Raw genomic sequence first — 17,111 nt, 5'->3', positions numbered from 1 at the left:
GAGCCGCGCGACCGTGTCGTTCGCCTGCGCGGCCACGCCCGTGGCCGTCGAGGCGACCTTGGCGGCCTCCGTGGCGTTCTGCGCGATCTCCCGGATCGAGGCACCCATCTGCTCGGCACCCGCCGCGACCGCCTGCACGTTGCGCGAGACCTGCTCGGCCGCCGCGGCCACGACACCCGCCTGCGCGGACGTCTCCTCGGACGTCGAGCCGACCTGCTGCGAGGCGGCGGAGAGCTCCTCGGCCGCGGCCGCGACGGTCTGAGCGGTCTCGACGACGCCCGCGAGCGTCTCGCGCACCGCCGTCTGCGCGCTGCCCAGGGCGGCGGCCATGCGGCCCAGCTCGTCCCGGCTGTCGACCTCGGCCGCGACCGTGAAGTCGCCACCGGCCATCGCCTCGAGCGTCCCCTGCACCTTGCTCACCGACTTGCGGATCCCGCGCACCACGACCCAGCCGAGCGCGAGCGAGGCGGCGAGCGCGGCCAGGAGCGCGACGATCATGATCGTCTTGGCCTTCGTGGTCCGGTCGGAGGCCGCGTCGGCCATCCCCTGCACGTACGCGGTGATCTCCGCGGCGGCCGCGTCGAGGTCGGCCGCGTACGCGTCGATGAGCGGCTGCGCGACGACGTCGCGGACCTCGGCGTAGCGCGCGACGTCCGCGCCCTGCGCCGCGGGCACGAGCTGCCCGTCACGGACGGCGAGGAACGCTGCGTAGTCGTCGAGGAACGCGACCCAGGGCTCGGCGGTGCCGGCGGCGGACGCCGTGAAGGCATCGATCTGCCCGTTGAGCTCGCGGTCGTTGTCGGCGAGCTTGACGGTCCACACGTCCTTGTCCGACTGCTGGTCGGACGCCGCGATCTGGGCGATGATCATGCGGCCCTTGATCTGGTTCTGGTGCACCAGCGAGCGCACGTCCGCGATCTCGGCCTGCAGGCTCGCGACCGTCTCCAGGTCGTCCTTCGACTTCTCGAGCGAGGACATCGCGTACCAGCCGCAGGCCACGGCGACGACGCCGAGGAGCGCGAAGACGGAGAAGATCTTCGTCTGCAGCCCGCGGTCGGAGAACCAGCGAGCTCGGCGAGGTCGCGGCGGTGCAGCGGGGGTGGTGCTCATGGGAGGCCTCCTTGGGTGGATCGCGGGCGTGGTGGGGTCGGTCGGGGGGATCGACGACGCCACGAGGGCAGTGCAGAGGGGACGACGCGGATCAGGCCGCGGCGGCCTCGTCGACGTCGAGGACCAGCAGGAGCCGGTCGTCGAGCGTGCAGGCCGCGCGGATCAGCGGCCGGATGGCGGGGTCGAGCGTGTCCGGCGGGGCCTCGACACGCTCGGGCGAGACGTCGACGACGTCGCCGATCTCGTCGACCAGGAGGCTGACGGTCTCACCGCCCACCTGGACGACGACCATCATCTGCTGGGCGTCGTCGTCCACCGGGGGCAGGCCCAGGCGCGGCCGCAGGTCGACCGTGAGGACCACCTGACCGCGCAGGTTCACCAGGCCGGCGACGCCCTCGGGGGCCAGCGGCACGCGGGTGCGCGCGTGCGCCCGCAGGGCCTCCTGCACCCGCTGGACGTCGACGCCGTACAGGCCCGCGTCGACGGTGAAGGTCACGTAGCTGCTCATCGCGCTGCTCCCACGAGCTCGTCGAGGCCGGCGAACACGTCGTCCGGCGCGGGTTCGTCGTAGAACTCCCGGTCGGCGGCCAGGACCGCCGAGCGGACGTCGAGCAGCTCGGTGACCTTGTCGCCGAGGACGGTCGACCCGGTCAGGCCGCTGTCGTCGATCGTCGAGTGGTTGCCGACCTCGTCCTCGACGATGTCGACGATCTCCTCCACGACGAGGCCGACCGAGCGGCTGCCGCGCGTGTAGACGACGAGGAGCAGCTCGTCGGACTCCTTGGCGAACGTGCCGAGCAGCCGGTCGAGACGCGCGAGCGGCAGGATCGTGCCGCGGTACTGCACGACCTCACGGCCGCCGACGAGCTCGACCTGCTCGGCGCGCACGTGCTCGAGCCGCGCGACCGACGCGAGCGGCATCGCCACCCGGCGGCCGCCGCCGATGCCCGCGACGAGCACCTGCTCGACCTCGGCGCGCGTGACGCTCGCGGCGTTCGCGTCGCGCGTCGACAGCTCGCTGTCCCGCGTGATCGCGCGGCGCGCGATCGCCTGGACGTCGAGGATGAGCGCGACCCGGCCGTCCCCGAGCACCGTGGCACCCGAGTACACGCCGATGGCCTTGAGCCGCGCCGCCAGGGGCGTCACGACGATCTCCTCGGTGGTCAGCACGCGGTCGACGAGCAGGCCGAAGCGCTGCTGGTCCGCCTGCACGACCGCGATGACCGCGGGGTGCTCGTCCTGCGGCACCTCGACGCCCAGGACGCCCGCGAGCGAGACCAGCGGCAGCAGCTCGCCGCGCAGCCGGTAGACCGGCGCGGCGTGCACGTACTCGACGCCCGAGTCCGAGCGCTGCGCGTCGAGCGCGACGAGCTCGACCACGTGCACCTGCGGCAGCGCGTACAGGTCGCCCGCGCACTCGACCGACAGCGACGGCATGATCGCGAGCGTCAGCGGGATCCGCAGGCGCCACACGGTGCCGGCGCCCACGACGGACTCGACGTCGACGGTGCCGCCGATCGCCTCGATGCGCGTGCGGACGACGTCCATGCCGACGCCGCGGCCGGACACGTTGGTGACCTTCTCGGCCGTCGAGAACCCCGGCAGGAACAGCAGCTGGAGCAGCTCGTTCGCGCTCATGGCGGCGACCTGCTCGGGCGTGCGCAGACCCTTGGCGATGGCCTTCGCGCCGACGACCTCGGGGTCGATCCCTCGGCCGTCGTCGCGGACCTCGACCGAGACCTGGCCACCCGCGTGCGACGCGCGCAGCTCGAGCAGACCCTGGGCGGGCTTGCCCGCCGCGACCCGCACCTCGCGCGGCTCGATGCCGTGGTCCACCGCGTTGCGCACCAGGTGCGTCAGCGGGTCCTTGACCGCCTCGAGCAGGCTGCGGTCGAGCTCGGTGTCGCCACCGACCATCTCGAGGCGCACCTCACGGCCGCACAGCGCCGCCAGGTCGCGCACGACGCGCGGCATCTTCGACCACACGTGCTCGATGGGCTGCATGCGGGTGCGCATGACACCCTCCTGCAGCTCCGAGGCGATGAGGTTGAGCTGCTGGGCCGAGCGCGCGAGGTCGACGTCCTGCTGCGACGACGCGAGGCGGCTGATCCGGTTGCGGGCCAGGACGAGCTCGCCCACCTGGCGCATGAGCTGGTCGAGGAGCTCGATGTCGACGCGGATCGAGGAGTCCGCGGCGCCGCGCTGCGTGCCCACCTCGTCGCTCGGCACGGCCTCGGCGCGCGGCGACGGGATGATCCCGGGGCGCGCGGGGGCCTGGGCGGCGGGAGCGGGCTCGACCTCCGCCTCGTCGGCCGCCGTCTCCACTGCGCTCACCTCGTCAGCACTCGTCTCGTCAGCGTTCGTCTCGGGTGCCTGGGTCGCGACGGCCTGGGTCTCGACGGCCTGCGTCTCGACGGCCTTCGTCTCGGCGGCCGTGGTCTGCGCTGCGCGCGTCTCGAGGGCAGGCGCGTCGGCAGCGGGGGTCTCGGGCTCGGCGTCCGGCGTCGTCGGTGCCTGCGCGGCGGCGGGCACGTCGTCGTGCACCCGCGTGATCGCGGCGACGGCGGGTTCGACGTCGACGTCACCCTCGCCACCGGTCCGCTCGATCGACCCGAGCAGGTCGCGCACGGTGTCGACCATGAGCAGCAGGACGTCGGTCGTCGGCTGGTCCATCGACCGGCGACCGTCGCGCAGGTCCACGAGCAGGTTCTCGCCCACGTGGGCGAGCCGCTCGAGACGGCCGAACGCGAGGAACCCGCTGGTCCCCTTGATCGTGTGGATCGTCCGGAACACGCTGCTCAAGAGCTCACGCGAACCGGGAGCTCCCTCGAGCGCGATCAGGTCGCGGTCGAGCTGGTCGAGGTTCTCGTGGCTCTCGACCAGGAACTCGTGGACGATCTCGTCGATCTCCTCCATGACAACCCTCCTGCGGGGGCTGTCGACACCACCCGGCGACCCGACTCATCGGCCGAGGAGTGCCGGACATGAGGAGTGTGTGCGCGGCGGACGTCACATCACGGAGGCGGACGGAGGCGCGGGCCGGGCCGCGCCGTGCTCCACCTGGGCTGCGTCACCCGGGCAGCGTCACGCGGGATGCGTCACGCGGGATGCGTCACTCGGGCGGCGTCACTCGGACTGCGTCGGGCTCGGCGCGGCGGCCGGGCCGGGCAGGATCGACCGCAGGGCGGCGGCGGTCGCCTCGGCGGCGTCGTCGGGCACGGCGGCGCCGGCGTTCTCGGCCTTCACCGCGTCGAGCACCTCGGCACGGTGCACCTTGACGGAGCGGGGTGCGTCGATGCCGATCCGCACGCCGTCGCCGCGGACGTCGATGATGGTGACGACGATCCCGTCGCCGATCACGACGCTCTCGCCGGCACGGCGTGTGAGCACGAGCATGCGGCGACAATACCGGAGCGAACCGCTCATCCCGACTCGGCCGTGACCGATCGGACGGGTGTGCCCACCGCCGACGCACCGTCCCGACCCGTCGTGGTCGCGGGCGAGAGCGCGACCGTGCTGCTGACCGCACAGGGTCGGCCCACGGCAGGGCGCGGCGTGCGTCGGTCGCGCGCGTCGGACCGGTGGCGTCGTGCGTGCGCGGTGCTGCTCGCGACCGTGAGCGTGGTCGCCGTGGGCATCGCGGTCCGCCAGACCGCCGATGCCGTGCAGGTCACGACGCACGTCGACGCACGGCCCGGCGACTCGCTGCGGCTGACGCTGCCGGACGTCCCGGGCGCGGTGATGGGCCGGGACCACGTGACGCTGCCCAGCGAGGTGCTCGACGGTCTGGCCCCCGGCGACGAGCGCACGTTCACGATCCGCGTGTCCAACGACGCCGCGGTGAGCGTGCTCGTCGGGTCGGCGTTCGCGTGGGCGCCCGTGCCGTCGGACGAGGCGTTCGTCGAGGAGCCGCAGGTCCGGGTCGACGGCCTCCCTCCCGCGCTCGAGCCGGGCGCGTCGGCCGCCGCGACCGTCACGGTGTCCACGCCCGACAGCTGGGATACGGCAAATCGTGGACGTACCGGGCGGCTGGTCGTACGGTTCGTCGGTACGCAGGCGTAGCCCTGCGTTCCCGCGGACACGCGGATGACGCCCGCTGACCCGCGCCCACCGGCACGGGTCCGACGAACGACGAGGCATGCAGGCGACGAACGAGCCCCGGGACGACGACCTCGTCGTGCGCTACGGCCAGACACAGGCCGAGCTCGACGAGCTCGTCGAGCTGCGGCGCGCCGAGGTCGACCTGAGCGACCCCGGGCTCGACGTGCTGGCGGTGCTGGACCTCGCGGTGAGCAGCTCGGCCGGCCCCGACGCCGCGCTCGTGGTCGGCGCGCTGACCGCGGTGCGCCGACAGGCGCAGGCCGCGACCGACCTGGCGCGTGCCGTCGTCGAGGTCGCGCGCGAGCAGGGCCTCGAGAAGACCGCGGCGTGGCTCGACGACGCGCTGGCTGCGAGCGTCATCCCGCCCGGCTCGACGCCGTACGTCTCCTGGCTGACGCCTCCCGAGCAGTGGCTCCCGGCCGAGGCGGGGTCGCTGGCCGACCACTGCGGGTTCCTGCTCGGCGAGCTCGACATGGTCGAGCAGCACCTGCACCGCCTGCTGCCCGACGAGCGCGCGGCCCGGACCCGGGACGCCGCCGAGGTCCGCCGGGCGCTCACCCGGGCGCGCGACGCGTGGTCGGCGTGGCACGCCGAGCCCCGGCCGCCCGCCTCGTCGTCCCCCGAGCCCGCGTCCGACCCGACGCCGCAGTAGGCACGGCGGCGGCCCGGCTCGCCGCTCACCAGCCGGACGCGCCGTCGAGCGCGCGGTCGAGTGCCGAGGCCCACGCCGTGGGCGTCGCCGGGATGCCGTCGAACCACGCGACGGGCGTGCCGAGGTCGAGCACCGCGCCGGGTTCGGCGGTGTCGAACAGCCCGCGCGCCGCGAGCGCGTCGAACGGCCCGACCTCGGCGAGCCACGCGCGCACGTCCGCGGTCCGGGTGCGTGCGTCGACCGTGGCCCACGCCTGGTCGGGCGCGAGCGCGCGCAGGAGGTCGCGGGCGGCCTCGCGCTCCTCGGCACCGTCGGCGACCGCGAGCGCGACCACCCACGAGTGCGGGGCCTTGCCCGCGCCGGCGCGCCACGCCTCGGCCGCGGCGACGTCCGCGGGACGGTGCCGGGCGGGCCGGCCGCGGCCGGTGCCGGCGCGCGCCACGAGGGTCCCGGCGAGCACGACCGCGTCGGCGGGCAGGTCGAGCCGGTCGGCGATCAGCGTGGCGGTCGTGTCGACCACCCCCGGCGGACCGGCGACGACGAGGACGCGCCCCGGGTCGCGCACCGGCACGGGTGCGGGCGGGAGCGCGGCGGCCCACGCCGAGAGCGTCACGGGACGGTGCGCGAGCAGCGACGACGGGACGCCCAGCCCGGCGAGCCGGCGGACCAGCTCGTCGGCGCTCGGCTCGGGCGGGCGCGGCGGCAGCACCACCTCGCTCCGGACGCCCGGGTGCGCGGCGACGGGCAGCCCGCCGGTGTCGGCGGCCAGGGCGCGCACCTGCGCGAGCACGTCGGCGAACGCCTCGCTGCCGGTCGAGACCTGGGGCGCGTCGGCCGCACCCGCCAGGCCCGTCGCGTCGTCGGCCTCGTCGGCCGCGTCCACGAGCGCGTCCAGCCCGACGGGAGCCGGGCGCCGCGGGCGGCGCGGCGCCGCGGCGGGCTTGTCCGGGACGTCGACCGTCAGCTCGTAGTGCTCCCGCTGGAAGAACCCCGCGATCCCGCCGCTGCGCACGCGCTCGGCGCGCACGACCTTCGCGTCGGGGCCGAGCTCGGACGCGACGTGCGCGAGCAGGGCCGCCAGGTGCGAGCCCTCAAGCAGCAATCGCGTGGCCACCGCTCACCACCTGGGTCGTCTCGACGGTCACTCCGGCGCCGGTCACCTCGGTGTAGGACAGCACGGGCAGGCGCGGCAGGCCGAGCGCGACGAGCCGGCGCAGCGCGGGCCGGATGGTCGGCGCGCACACCAGCACGACGGGCCGCCCGCTCGCCTCGGCCTGCGCGACGCACTCGCGCAGCTGGCGCAGCACGGCGTCGACGCGCATCGGGTCGACGACGAGCTGCGAGCCGCCGTCGCCCGGGCGCAGGCCGTCGAGCAGCGACTGCTCGAGGATCGGGTCGAGCGTGATGACGCGCAGCACGCCCTCCTCGACGTGCGGCGCCGCGAGCGCGGGGCCCAGCGCGACGCGCGCGGCCTCGACCAGGCTCTCCGGCTCGGTGCTCGTGCGGGCGCGCAGCGTGAGCGCCTCGAAGATGCGGCCGAGGTCGCGGATCGGGACCTCCTCGGCGAGCAGGCCCTGCAGCACGCGCTGCACCTCGCCCAGGCTCAGCAGGCCCGGCACGAGCTCCTCGACGACCGAGGGGTTGACGCGCTTGACGCCCTCGGTGAGCACGCGGACGTCCTCGCGCGTCATGAGGCGCGCGGCGTTCTGCTGCACGAGCGCACCGAGGTGCGTGATGAGCACGGACACGCGGTCGACGACCGTCGCGCCCGCGAGCTCGGCGGCGTGCCGCAGCTCGGCCGGCACCCACTTGCCGGGCAGCCCGAACACGGGCTCGACGACGGGCGTCCCGGGCAGCGCCGCGAGGTCGTCGCCGAGGGCGAGCACGCGGCCCGCGGGCGCCTGCCCACGACCGACCTCGACGCCGGCGATCCGCACGGCGTACGTCGAGGCCGGCAGGTCCACGCTGTCGCGCGTGCGCACGGGCGGCACGACGATCCCCAGCTCGAGCGCGATCTTGCGCCGCAGCGCGCGCACACGGCCCAGCAGGTCGCCGTCGGGCCCCTCCCCCACGAGCGTGACCAGGTCGGGTGCGAGCAGCACCTCGAGGACGTGCACGCGCATCTGCTCGATGAGCTGCTCGGGCGAGTCCGGGCCGGGCAGCGCGACGGCGTCGCTCGCGGCGGCGGTGGCCTCGTCCGCGGCGGTCTTGCGCTCGGCGGACTTGATCCGCTGCGAGGTGATGATCAGGACCGTGCCGACGAGGATGAACGGCACCTTGGGCATGCCGGGGATCAGCGCGAGCACGATCGCCCCCGCGCCCGCGATCATCAGGGCGGTGCGGGACTGCATGAGCTGACTCGCGGCCGCGGTGCCCATGTCGCCCTCGGCGGTCGACCGCGTCACGACGATGCCCGTGGCGACCGAGAGCAGCAGCGCGGGGATCTGCGTGACCAGGCCGTCGCCGATCGTCAGCAGGCTGAACCGCTCGAGCGCCTCGGCCGGGGACATGCCCATCTGCATCATGCCGATGACGAAGCCACCGATGAGGTTGATGACGGTGATGACGATGCCGGCGATCGCGTCGCCCTTGACGAACTTCGAGCCACCGTCCATCGCGCCGTAGAAGTCGGCCTCGGCGGCGACGTCGGCGCGACGCCTGCGGGCCGTGTCCTCGTCGATCAGGCCGGAGTTCAGGTCGGCGTCGATCGCCATCTGCTTGCCGGGCATCGCGTCGAGCGTGAACCGCGCGCCGACCTCGGCCACACGCCCGGCACCGTTGGTGATGACGACGAACTGGATCACCACGAGGATCAGGAAGATCACGAGACCGATCACGAGCGAGCCGCCGACCACGAAGTGCCCGAACGCGTCGATCACCTGGCCCGCGTAGCCGTCCCGCAGCACCAGGCGGGTGGACGCGACGTTGAGCCCGAGCCGGAAGAGCGTGAGCACCAGGATCAGCGACGGGAACACCGAGAAGTCGAGCGGCCGCTTCACGTACATCGCGGTCAGCAGCACCACGAGCGAGCCCGTGATGTTGACGACGATCAGCAGGTCGAGCAGCGCGGCCGGCAGCGGCACGACGAGCAGCAGGACGACGCCGACGACTCCTGCCGGCACCGCCATGGGCGCGATCGAGCGGTTCTTCACGGCGTCCTCCCGGAGGTCGCGGTCGTCGTGCCGGCCCGGGCGGGCCGGCGGGCCGCGCGTGCGGCGGCCCGGTGGTCGATGGGGTCGTCGGGCGAGAGGGTCGGCCCGGTGGCCAGGCGGTGCCGGCCCGCGGCGGCACCCTTGCGGCGCAGCGCCATCACGAACGCGAGCACGGTCGCGACCGCGGTGAACAGGTGCGCGGGGATCTCCTGGCCGAGCTCGCACGTCGCGTGCAGCGCGCGGGCCAGCGGCACGTCCTCGACCATCGGCACGCGGTGCTCCGCGGCGACGGCACGCAGCTTGGCGGCCACCGCCCCGGCGCCCTTGGCGACGACGCGCGGCGCACCCGTCCCGGGCTCGTAGCGCAGCGCGACCGCGACGTGCGTCGGGTTGACGAGCACGACGTCGGCGTTCGCGACCTCGGCGAGCATCCGGTTGCGGCTCATGGCCATCTGCCGCGAGCGGATCTGACCCTTGACGAGCGGGTCGCCCTCGGTGCGCTTGTGCTCTTCCTTGATCTCCCGCCGCGTCATGCGGGTCTGCTTGCGGTTGCGGCGGAGCACGACGAACACGTCGGCGGCCGCGAGCACGAGGCCCGCGGCGATGCCCAGCCGCAGCAGGTTCGTCGTCCCCGAGCCCGCCTGGGCGAGCAGCTCGCCGATCGGCAGCCGGCCCGAGGCGAGGACCAGCGGGATCATGGACTGGATCGCGACGTAGAGCACGAGGCCGACGACCGCGCTCTTGAGCAGCGTCTTCGCGCCCTGCCACCAGGCCTGCGGCCCGACGAGCCGCTGCACCGCCGACTTCGGCTTGAGGTGGTCGAGCACGATCCGGAACCGGCGCGGACGCCAGCCGCCCTGCGCGATGCCGACGGTCAGCGCCACGACGACGACCCCCGCGAACAAGGGGGCGAGCGTCCCGAGCAGGCTCGTCAGCCCCTCGCCGAGCGCGGACAGCGCGCCGTCGGTGCTGGGGTTGCGCGCGATGTCGCGCACCGTGGCGAGCTGGTGCTCGGCGGCGCCCTGCGCGCGCGTGAGCACGGCGGGCAGCATGAGCGCGGCCGCGCCCAGGCCCAGCCACGCCGACAGGTCCTGCGAACGTCCGAGGCGACCCTTGCGGATCACGTCCTTCATCCGCTGCGGGGTGGCCTTCTCGGTGCGGTCCTGACCGTCGCTGCTCACGGCAGCACCCCCAGCATCTCGACGACCGACCGGTCGGTGAGCCCCTCGACCACGTGGGGCAGGCCGACGACCGCGAACCCGGACATCAGCAGCGTGAGCAGCACCTTGAGCGGGAACCCGAGCGCGAACGCGTTGAGCGCGGGCGCGACGCGCGTGAGCAGGCCGAGGCCGACGTCGGCGAGGAACAGCACGACGACCATGGGCCCGGCGATCTGCAGCGCCGCGAGGAACATCTGGCCGAGACCGCCGGCGAGGTTCTCGGCGACCGCCGCGGGGTCGAGGATCGCGTCGACCGGCAGCGCGTCGAACGTGCGCACGAGCCCCGAGACGACCACGAGGTAGCCGTCGGTGACGAACAGCAGGACGAGCGCCAGGAGCTGGTAGAAGCGCTGGAACACCGCGCCGCTCGTCATGCCCAGCGGGTCGTACCCGGACGACACCTGGAACCCGCCGAAGATGTCGATGAGCCCGCCCGCGGACTGCAGCGCCGAGAACACGAGCATGACCCCGAACCCCAGGGCGGCGCCCACGAGCGCCTGCGCGACGAGCGCCGCGAGGAAGGCGGCCGTGCGCTCGTCGGCCAGCGGCTCGAGGCGAGGCGCGACCGCGAGCGCGAGGCCCAGGGACAGCGCGACCTTGACCTGCCCGGGGATGGCCTTGTGCGCGAACGGCGGCGCCAGGACGAAGAACGCCGCGAACCGCACGCTCGCGAGCATCACGGTCTCGACCTGGGCGAGCGGCATCGTCAGCGCGATCGGCCCCACGTCAGCCCCCGACCAGCGACGGGATGCGGTCGAACAGCTCGTGCGTGAACGTCACGAGCTCGGTGATCATCCAGTGCCCGCACACCATGAGCGCGACGCCCGCGGCGAGCGCCTTGGGCACGAAGCTCAGCGTGATCTCCTGGATCTGCGTCACCGACTGCACGAGCGAGACGACGAACCCCACGACGAGCGCGCTGACCAGGACGGGTGCGGCGAGCTTGGCGGCCAGGACGAGCGCGTCGAACGCGACGTCGAGGACGGCATTGGTATCCATCAGCCGCTCCCGGTGTAGGAGCTGACGAGCGACGTGACGATCAGGCCCCAGCCGTCGACGAGCACGAACAGCAGGATCTTGAAGGGCAGCGAGATCATCACGGGCGGGAGCATCATCATGCCCATCGCCATGAGGACCGCCGACGTCACGAGGTCGATGACGAGGAACGGCACGAAGATGACGAAGCCCATGATGAAGGCGGACCGCAGCTCGGAGAGCAGGAACGCGGGCACGAGCGTCGTGAGCTCGACGTCGGCGGGCGTGGCCGGGTTCGGCTGGTCCGCGGCGCGCGTCAGGAGCGCGAGGTCCTGCTCGCGCGTATGCGCGAGCATGAAGTCCCGCAGCGGTCCCTGACCCACGTCGACGGCCTGGCTGAACGACAGGTCGCCGGACAGGTACGGCTGGACCGCCGCGTCGTTGACGTCGCCCAGCACGGGCGACATGACGAACAGCGACAGGAACAGCGCGAGCCCCGCGAGCACCTGGTTCGGCGGGACGCCCTGCAGGCCGAGCGCGTTCCGGGTGAACGCGAGGACGACGAAGATCTTCGTGAAGCTCGTCATCATGAGGATCAGCGCGGGCGCGACCGACAGCAGCGTGATCGCGACGAGCACCACGATGGACGAGCTGGGCGTGCCGTTGACACCGTTCAGCGAGACCGAGACGGAGTCGCCGCCCGGGGTCGCGGGCGCGACCGGGTCGGTCGGCGGCGCGGGTGCAGCCCACGTGGGGCCGGCGGCCAGCACGCCGATCACGACGAGCGCACACGTCACCGCGAGCAGCAGGGCCACTCGTCGTACCCGCGACGCCCCCACCCGGGCGGACCCGGGGGCGAGGACGGCGCGCGTCACCGTCTGACCGTCCGCTCCTGCAACGAGCGCACGAACGTGCGCCACGTGTCCGGTGCGAGCACGGAGCCGGCGAGCGGACCCGTGAGCTGACCCACCTTGCCGGGCTTGACGGCCGCCCCCACCGCGGCCGCAATCCCGTCGTCGTGCGTCGTGCTCGCACCGTGTGCCCGCTCGAGCTGCGGGGCCCGTCTCGGTGCCGGAACCCGTGTGCGCGGCGCCGCCGACGGAGGCGGGGCGGGCGGTGGCACCACCGGTCCGAGCTCCGTGAGCATCGTGACCTGCTGCTCGCCGTACCCCACGAGCAGGCGGCGCGTCCCGATCGCGACGACCGCGACCCCGGAGTGCCGCCCGATCCCCTGCCGGCCGACGACGTGCACCTCGTGCTCGTCGCCGCCGCGCCGTGCGACGCGCGTCGTGGTCCCGCTGAGCCTGCGCCCCGCGTACCAGATCAGCCCGACGACGCATGCCAGCGACAGCAGCACGCGTCCGACGAGCATGAGGTCGTCCATGGGTCAGCGTCCGTCCTCGTCCGTGACGATCTCCGTGATCCGCACGCCGTACGCCTCGTCGACGACGACGATCTCGCCGCGCGCGATCAGGCGGCCGTTGACCATGACGTCGGCCGGGCTGCCCGCCGCGCGGTCGAGCTCGAGCACCGTGCCCGGGACCAGGTCGAGCACCTGGCGGACCGGCAGCGTGGTGCGGCCGATCTGGGCCGTGAGCGTCATGTCGACGTCGTAGAGCATGCGCATCGAGCTGCGCTGCGTCGGGACGCGGCCCGCCGGTGCGTGCGGCGCGGTGGGCTGACCCGCGCGCACGCGGACCGCGAACCACGCGATCGCGACGCCGTCGTGCTGCAGCGCGAACACCTCGGCGCCGGGCACGAGCACCTGCGCGACGGGCTCGGTGCGCACCTGCTCGAGCACCCCGGCGCCGAGCGTCTGCGCGGCGGCCTCGAGCGCGGGACGCAGCGCGTCACCGGGTGCGAGCCGCGCACCGGCCGCGGCGCCGGCCGCCTCGACGTCCGCGAGCGCGTCCGCGACGACGAACAGCAGGTCGGCGCTCGGCGCACCGACGAACGTGGCGACCACGGCGTCGAGGTCGGTGGGCACGTCGCCCGCGGCGCACGGCACGGCGACGAGCGGGACCGACGACGGCACGAGGGCCGCGGCGGCCTGCGCCACCGCGCTCGCGTCGACGGCGGCGACGGTCTGGGACGTGATGGTCATGCGCGGTTCTCCTCGGTGACGGCGACGACGCGGCACGCGAGCCGCGGCCCGTGGCTGCCGATCGCGGCCTTGGCGAGCACGACGTCGTCGACGACCACGTCGAGCGGCTCGGTGGACGGGTGGGTGAGCGGGAGCACGTCGCCGACCGCGAGCGTGAGCACGTCACGCGGCTGCACGGTGACGGGGGCGAAGCGGACGCCGACCTCGACGGGCACCGCGGCCACGGCGGTCGCGAGGTCCGCGTGCGCGACCATCGCCTTGCGCCGGTCCTCGGGGCTCGTGGCGACCACGCCGTCCGCGACCTGGAGCGCGTGCACCATGTGCTCGCCCGGGAGCATGAGCGTCAGGGTGTCCTCGCGCTCGCCGACCCGCAGGCGGAACGTCGCCACCAGCACGGCGTCGGTGGCCGCGGCGGCCTGCACGAACTGCGGGTTGTACTGCACGCCGCGGATCTCGAGCCCCAGGCGGGTGATGCCCGCGAACGCGTACTCCATGTCCGCGAGCGCGTGCTCGAGCAGCTCGCGCACGAGCGTCATCTCGATCTCGGTGAGCTCACGGCCCGGGCGGTCGTCGCCGCGGCCGTCGCCACCGAACAGGTAGTCGACCCACACCATCGTCGCGGCGACCGGGAGCTGGAGCACCGCCGTCTGGCGGGTCGGGTCGACCGTGCACAGCACCATCGCGGTCGGCGTCGGCAGCCCGCCGACGTACTCCTCGTACGTGTGCAGCGCGATCTGCTCGAGCTCGAGGCTGCTGACGGCCCGCAGCCGGGCGGTGAGCTGGGTGCCGAACTGCCGCGCGAGTCGGCCGAACGCCATCTCGAGGTGGCGGGCGTGCTCGCGCACGAGGGTGAGCGGGCGGCGGAAGTCGTACGGCTCCACCTGCGGCTCACGGGCGCCCGCGGGTGCGCCCGGGGCAGTGTCGAGGACGGTCACGGCCGATCCATCGGCGGGCAGACGACAGTTGTGAGCAGTTGCCGGGCGATGCTGCCGACGGGTGTCACGCGTCTGCGTGATCTGCGCCCCGTCCGTCCGTGGCCGGGTCCCCTCGCGGGGTGCGCAGCGGTGCGGCGCCCTCCGTGGCGCCCTGGTGCCGCCGGCGCGGGGCCGGCGGGTGCAGTGAGCGGTCGTGCGCTACTGCGTGACGTAGTTGGTCAGGTAGACCGCCATCACCTCCCCGTCGTAGGCCTCGGCGAGCTGCTCGGCCAGCTCGTCGCGCAGCTGCTCACGCGTGGCGGGGTCGGAGATCTCCGCGACCGTGCGCCCGGAGAACAGGGCGATCGCGTGGTCGACGGCGACCGCCGGGTCCGGCGCCTCGTGCGCGTCCGCGGTGAGCTGCAGCGAGAAGCCGAGGCGCAGGTAGTGGCCGCCGGCCAGGTTGAGGCTCACCGGCTCGACCGCGACGACCTCGCCCGGCTCGGGCGCCTTCTCGACCTCGGCCCCCGTGCCGGTCGGGCGCAGCAGGAACCACCACGCCGCGGCACCGGCGATCACGACGACCAGCGCCAGGACGACGAGGAGCGGCGCCTTGCCGCGCGGCTTCTTCGTCTTCTCCGGCTCGGGCTCCGGTGCGGGGGTCCCGATCTTGGCCCCACCGATCTTGCCGGCGCCGATCTTGACGCCGGACCCGACCACACGCTGCTCCACGGGCACGGCACTCACTCCTTGGTCATGGCGGGCAGCAGGGCCCGCACGGTCTCGGGTGCGTCGGACAGGATCACCAGGTCCACGCGTCGGTTGGTCTCCATGGCCGCGCCGCTCTTGCCGCCCACGAGCGGGCGCTGGTCCCCGTACCCGACGGCCATGATGCGGCCGCCCGGCAGGGCGTCCTTCTCCACGAGGTGGCGCAGCACCTGCGTCGCACGGTCGGCGGACAGCTCCCAGTTGGTCGCGTACCGGCCGGACACGGGCAGCACGTTCGCGTGCCCCTCGACGGAGATGTGCTCCTCGAGGGCCTTGAGCGTGGGGCCGGCGATGTCGAGCACCGCGCGGGCCGTGGGCGTGAGGTCGGCGCTCGCGGCGGCGAAGAAGACGTCGTCGGCGACGAGCCCGAGCACGAGGCCGCGCTCGTCGACGCGGAACCGCACGGCGTCGCCCAGGCGCGCCTTGTCGAGCGCCTTCTGGATGGTCGCGCGGATCTCGGCCAGGTGGTCCGCCTCGGCGCGCGCGGCGGCGAGCAGCTCGGGGCTCACCGCCTCGGTGCTCTCGGCGGGCGACGGGGACGCGCCCTGGTCACCCAGACCCATGTCCGCGTCGACCATGCCTGCGGTGCCGTTCGCGGTGCTCGTCTCGGGCACCACCGACTGCCCGTCGAGCGTGCCCGCGGAGCCGTCCAGGATCGCGTCGCTGCCGGTCTGGTCCTGGAACCCGGCCGTGAGCGACTGGCGCAGCGCCTCGTACTTCGCCTGGTCGACCTGGCTGATGGCGAACAAGACGATGAACAGCGCCATGAGCACCGTGATCATGTCGGAGTAGCTCACGAGCCACCGCTCGTGGTTGACGTGCTCCTCGGGCTCAGGCGACCGGCGACCGCGGCGCTTGCCCGGCGCGTGGCTGCTCACGCCGCCGCCTGACGCGGCTCCGCCACCATGTCGTGCGGGATGAGGGAGCGCAGGCGCTCGCCCACGACGCGCGGGTTGGCACCCGCCTGCACCGCGAGCAGGCCCTCGAGCGTGACCTCCATGTGCGCGCACTCGAGGTCCGAGATCCGCTTGATCCGGGCGCTGAGCGGCAGCCACACGACGTTGGCGGACAGGATGCCCCACAGGGTCGCGACGAACGCCGCGGCGATCGAGTGCCCGAGCGTCGCGGGCTCGGACAGGTTCTCGAGCACGTGCACGAGCGAGATGACCGTGCCGATGATGCCGATCGTGGGCGCGTAGCCGCCCATGTCCTGGAAGTACTTGGAGTTGACCTTCTCCTGCGTGCGCTTGGTCGCGATCCGGTCCTCGAGGATGATCCGCAGGTCCTCGGGGTCGGTGCCGTCGATCGCGGCCTGCAGGCCGGTGCGCAGGAACTCGTCGTCGATGTCGCGCGCGGCGTCCTCGAGCGCGAGCAGGCCCTCGCGCCGGGCGCGGTCGGCGAGCGAGACGACCGTGTCGACCGTCACCGAGGGGTCGGGCGCCTTCGAGCGCAGCGCGCGCGGCACGGCGGCGAACGCGTTCTTGACGTCACGCAGCGTGTGGCCGGCCACGCCGACGCCGAGCGTGCCGAGCCACACCAGCAGCAGCGGTGCGGGCAGCATGATCGACATGGGCTGCGCGCCCTCGAGGATCATGGCGCCGAAGATCGCGGAGAGCGCGACTCCGATGCCGATGAGGCCTGCCGGATCCATCACACGCTCCGGGGTCGAAGAGGCAGCGGGGGCTCGATCCGCTCGTCGTCGTCCCGGTCGGGGACGGCCATGAGCCGAGCGGTGGACCGGAGCTCCTGCGAACGGGCCAGCACCTGGGCCGCACGTTCGTCGATCAGTCCGATGACCTCGACGAGCGGTTCGGCGACGATGTACTTGGTCCCGTCGACCAGCGTGACGATCGTGTCCGGAGCGCTCTCGACCCGCTGGATGAGGTCGGAGTTGATGCCGAACCGGTCGCCGGTGAGGCGCGTCACGACGATCATGGCTGAGTCCCGTCCCTGGTCCTTCGTTGCGGCCGAAGCCGCGTCGGACCCGTCCGTGGGCCCTCGTGTTCTCCATCGGCCGGCACGGCGTGGTTGTGAGACGAATGTTCAACTCGCTGGTCAGAGCGCTGCGAGGACGCTGCGCGCGCGGCGGGCGGCCACCTGGGTGTCCGCCCGCCG

At 73.8% G+C, this 17,111-nt stretch carries 19 protein-coding genes; 2 read left to right on the top strand and 17 right to left on the bottom strand.

Translation table 11 applies throughout. The features are described 5' to 3' along the window. From CGE01nite_RS15710 to csrA, 4 genes are all read right to left on the bottom strand, one after another. Positions 1-1,110, bottom strand: a 1,110-nt coding sequence (locus tag CGE01nite_RS15710; protein WP_141371658.1) for a HAMP domain-containing protein, incomplete at its 3' end; no start/stop codon positions are given. Positions 1,111-1,201: 91 nt separating this feature from the next. Beyond that, a complete protein-coding gene (locus CGE01nite_RS15705) occupies positions 1,202-1,618 on the bottom strand; it encodes a chemotaxis protein CheW (protein WP_048344161.1) in 417 nt (138 codons plus the stop codon). Continuing rightward, the gene (locus CGE01nite_RS15700; RefSeq protein WP_141371657.1) at positions 1,615-4,026 is read right to left on the bottom strand and encodes a chemotaxis protein CheA; all 2,412 of its coding nucleotides are present in this window, start codon (positions 4,024-4,026) and stop codon (positions 1,615-1,617) included. The genes CGE01nite_RS15705 and CGE01nite_RS15700 overlap by 4 nt, the downstream gene beginning before the upstream one ends. A gap of 210 nt (positions 4,027-4,236) precedes the next feature. Next, the gene (csrA, locus tag CGE01nite_RS15695; RefSeq protein ID WP_048344163.1) at positions 4,237-4,506 is read right to left on the bottom strand and encodes a carbon storage regulator CsrA; all 270 of its coding nucleotides are present in this window, start codon (positions 4,504-4,506) and stop codon (positions 4,237-4,239) included. 42 nt (positions 4,507-4,548) lie between these two features. On the opposite strand from csrA, the gene CGE01nite_RS15690 reads away from it, so the two are divergent. Next, positions 4,549-5,172, top strand: a complete 624-nt coding sequence (locus CGE01nite_RS15690) for a hypothetical protein (RefSeq protein ID WP_141371656.1) — start codon at positions 4,549-4,551, stop codon at positions 5,170-5,172. A gap of 76 nt (positions 5,173-5,248) precedes the next feature. Beyond that, the gene (locus CGE01nite_RS15685; RefSeq protein WP_048344165.1) at positions 5,249-5,863 is read left to right on the top strand and encodes a hypothetical protein; all 615 of its coding nucleotides are present in this window, start codon (positions 5,249-5,251) and stop codon (positions 5,861-5,863) included. Between the two features lie 25 nt (positions 5,864-5,888). Here CGE01nite_RS15685 and CGE01nite_RS15680 read toward each other — a convergent pair whose 3' ends face one another. From CGE01nite_RS15680 to CGE01nite_RS15620, 13 genes are all read right to left on the bottom strand, one after another. Beyond that, entirely contained in the window at positions 5,889-6,977 is a 1,089-nt protein-coding gene (locus CGE01nite_RS15680; RefSeq protein WP_141371655.1) for a hypothetical protein, read from the bottom strand. After that, positions 6,955-9,015 carry a flagellar biosynthesis protein FlhA gene (locus tag CGE01nite_RS15675; protein WP_141371654.1) on the bottom strand — a complete coding sequence of 687 codons (2,061 nt, stop codon included), beginning with the start codon at positions 9,013-9,015 and terminating at the stop codon, positions 6,955-6,957. The genes CGE01nite_RS15680 and CGE01nite_RS15675 overlap by 23 nt, the downstream gene beginning before the upstream one ends. Then, the gene (locus CGE01nite_RS15670) at positions 9,012-10,196 is read right to left on the bottom strand and encodes an EscU/YscU/HrcU family type III secretion system export apparatus switch protein (RefSeq protein WP_255318533.1); all 1,185 of its coding nucleotides are present in this window, start codon (positions 10,194-10,196) and stop codon (positions 9,012-9,014) included. Before CGE01nite_RS15670 ends, CGE01nite_RS15675 begins: the two co-directional genes overlap by 4 nt. Then, positions 10,193-10,960 (bottom strand): flagellar biosynthetic protein FliR, encoded by a 768-nt coding sequence (locus CGE01nite_RS15665; protein WP_174773472.1) that lies wholly within the window; start codon positions 10,958-10,960, stop codon positions 10,193-10,195. The genes CGE01nite_RS15670 and CGE01nite_RS15665 overlap by 4 nt, the downstream gene beginning before the upstream one ends. 1 nt (position 10,961) lies before the next feature. Next, positions 10,962-11,234, bottom strand: a complete 273-nt coding sequence (gene fliQ, locus CGE01nite_RS15660) for a flagellar biosynthesis protein FliQ (protein ID WP_048344586.1) — start codon at positions 11,232-11,234, stop codon at positions 10,962-10,964. Next, complete coding sequence (gene fliP, locus CGE01nite_RS15655) at positions 11,234-12,085, bottom strand: flagellar type III secretion system pore protein FliP (protein ID WP_229747273.1); 852 nt, start codon at positions 12,083-12,085, stop codon at positions 11,234-11,236. The genes fliQ and fliP overlap by 1 nt, the downstream gene beginning before the upstream one ends. Then, entirely contained in the window at positions 12,082-12,594 is a 513-nt protein-coding gene (locus CGE01nite_RS15650; RefSeq protein WP_048344587.1) for a flagellar biosynthetic protein FliO, read from the bottom strand. Before CGE01nite_RS15650 ends, fliP begins: the two co-directional genes overlap by 4 nt. A gap of 3 nt (positions 12,595-12,597) precedes the next feature. After that, positions 12,598-13,314 (bottom strand): flagellar motor switch protein FliN, encoded by a 717-nt coding sequence (fliN, locus tag CGE01nite_RS15645; RefSeq protein WP_141371653.1) that lies wholly within the window; start codon positions 13,312-13,314, stop codon positions 12,598-12,600. Next, positions 13,311-14,249 carry a flagellar motor switch protein FliM gene (locus CGE01nite_RS15640; protein WP_141371652.1) on the bottom strand — a complete coding sequence of 313 codons (939 nt, stop codon included), beginning with the start codon at positions 14,247-14,249 and terminating at the stop codon, positions 13,311-13,313. Before CGE01nite_RS15640 ends, fliN begins: the two co-directional genes overlap by 4 nt. Positions 14,250-14,447: 198 nt before the next feature. Beyond that, entirely contained in the window at positions 14,448-14,966 is a 519-nt protein-coding gene (locus tag CGE01nite_RS15635; protein ID WP_141371651.1) for a flagellar basal body-associated FliL family protein, read from the bottom strand. Positions 14,967-14,971: 5 nt separating this feature from the next. Then, positions 14,972-15,874 (bottom strand): OmpA/MotB family protein, encoded by a 903-nt coding sequence (locus tag CGE01nite_RS15630; RefSeq protein ID WP_048344589.1) that lies wholly within the window; start codon positions 15,872-15,874, stop codon positions 14,972-14,974. After that, positions 15,871-16,647 carry a motility protein A gene (locus CGE01nite_RS15625; RefSeq protein WP_048344590.1) on the bottom strand — a complete coding sequence of 259 codons (777 nt, stop codon included), beginning with the start codon at positions 16,645-16,647 and terminating at the stop codon, positions 15,871-15,873. Before CGE01nite_RS15625 ends, CGE01nite_RS15630 begins: the two co-directional genes overlap by 4 nt. Then, entirely contained in the window at positions 16,647-16,931 is a 285-nt protein-coding gene (locus tag CGE01nite_RS15620) for a flagellar FlbD family protein (RefSeq protein WP_048344591.1), read from the bottom strand. Before CGE01nite_RS15620 ends, CGE01nite_RS15625 begins: the two co-directional genes overlap by 1 nt. Positions 16,932-17,111 lie beyond the last annotated feature (180 nt).

The organism is Cellulomonas gelida, assembly GCF_006538725.1.
GTDB lineage: Bacteria > Actinomycetota > Actinomycetes > Actinomycetales > Cellulomonadaceae > Cellulomonas > Cellulomonas gelida.
This window is presented reverse-complemented; position numbering and strand designations above follow the sequence as displayed.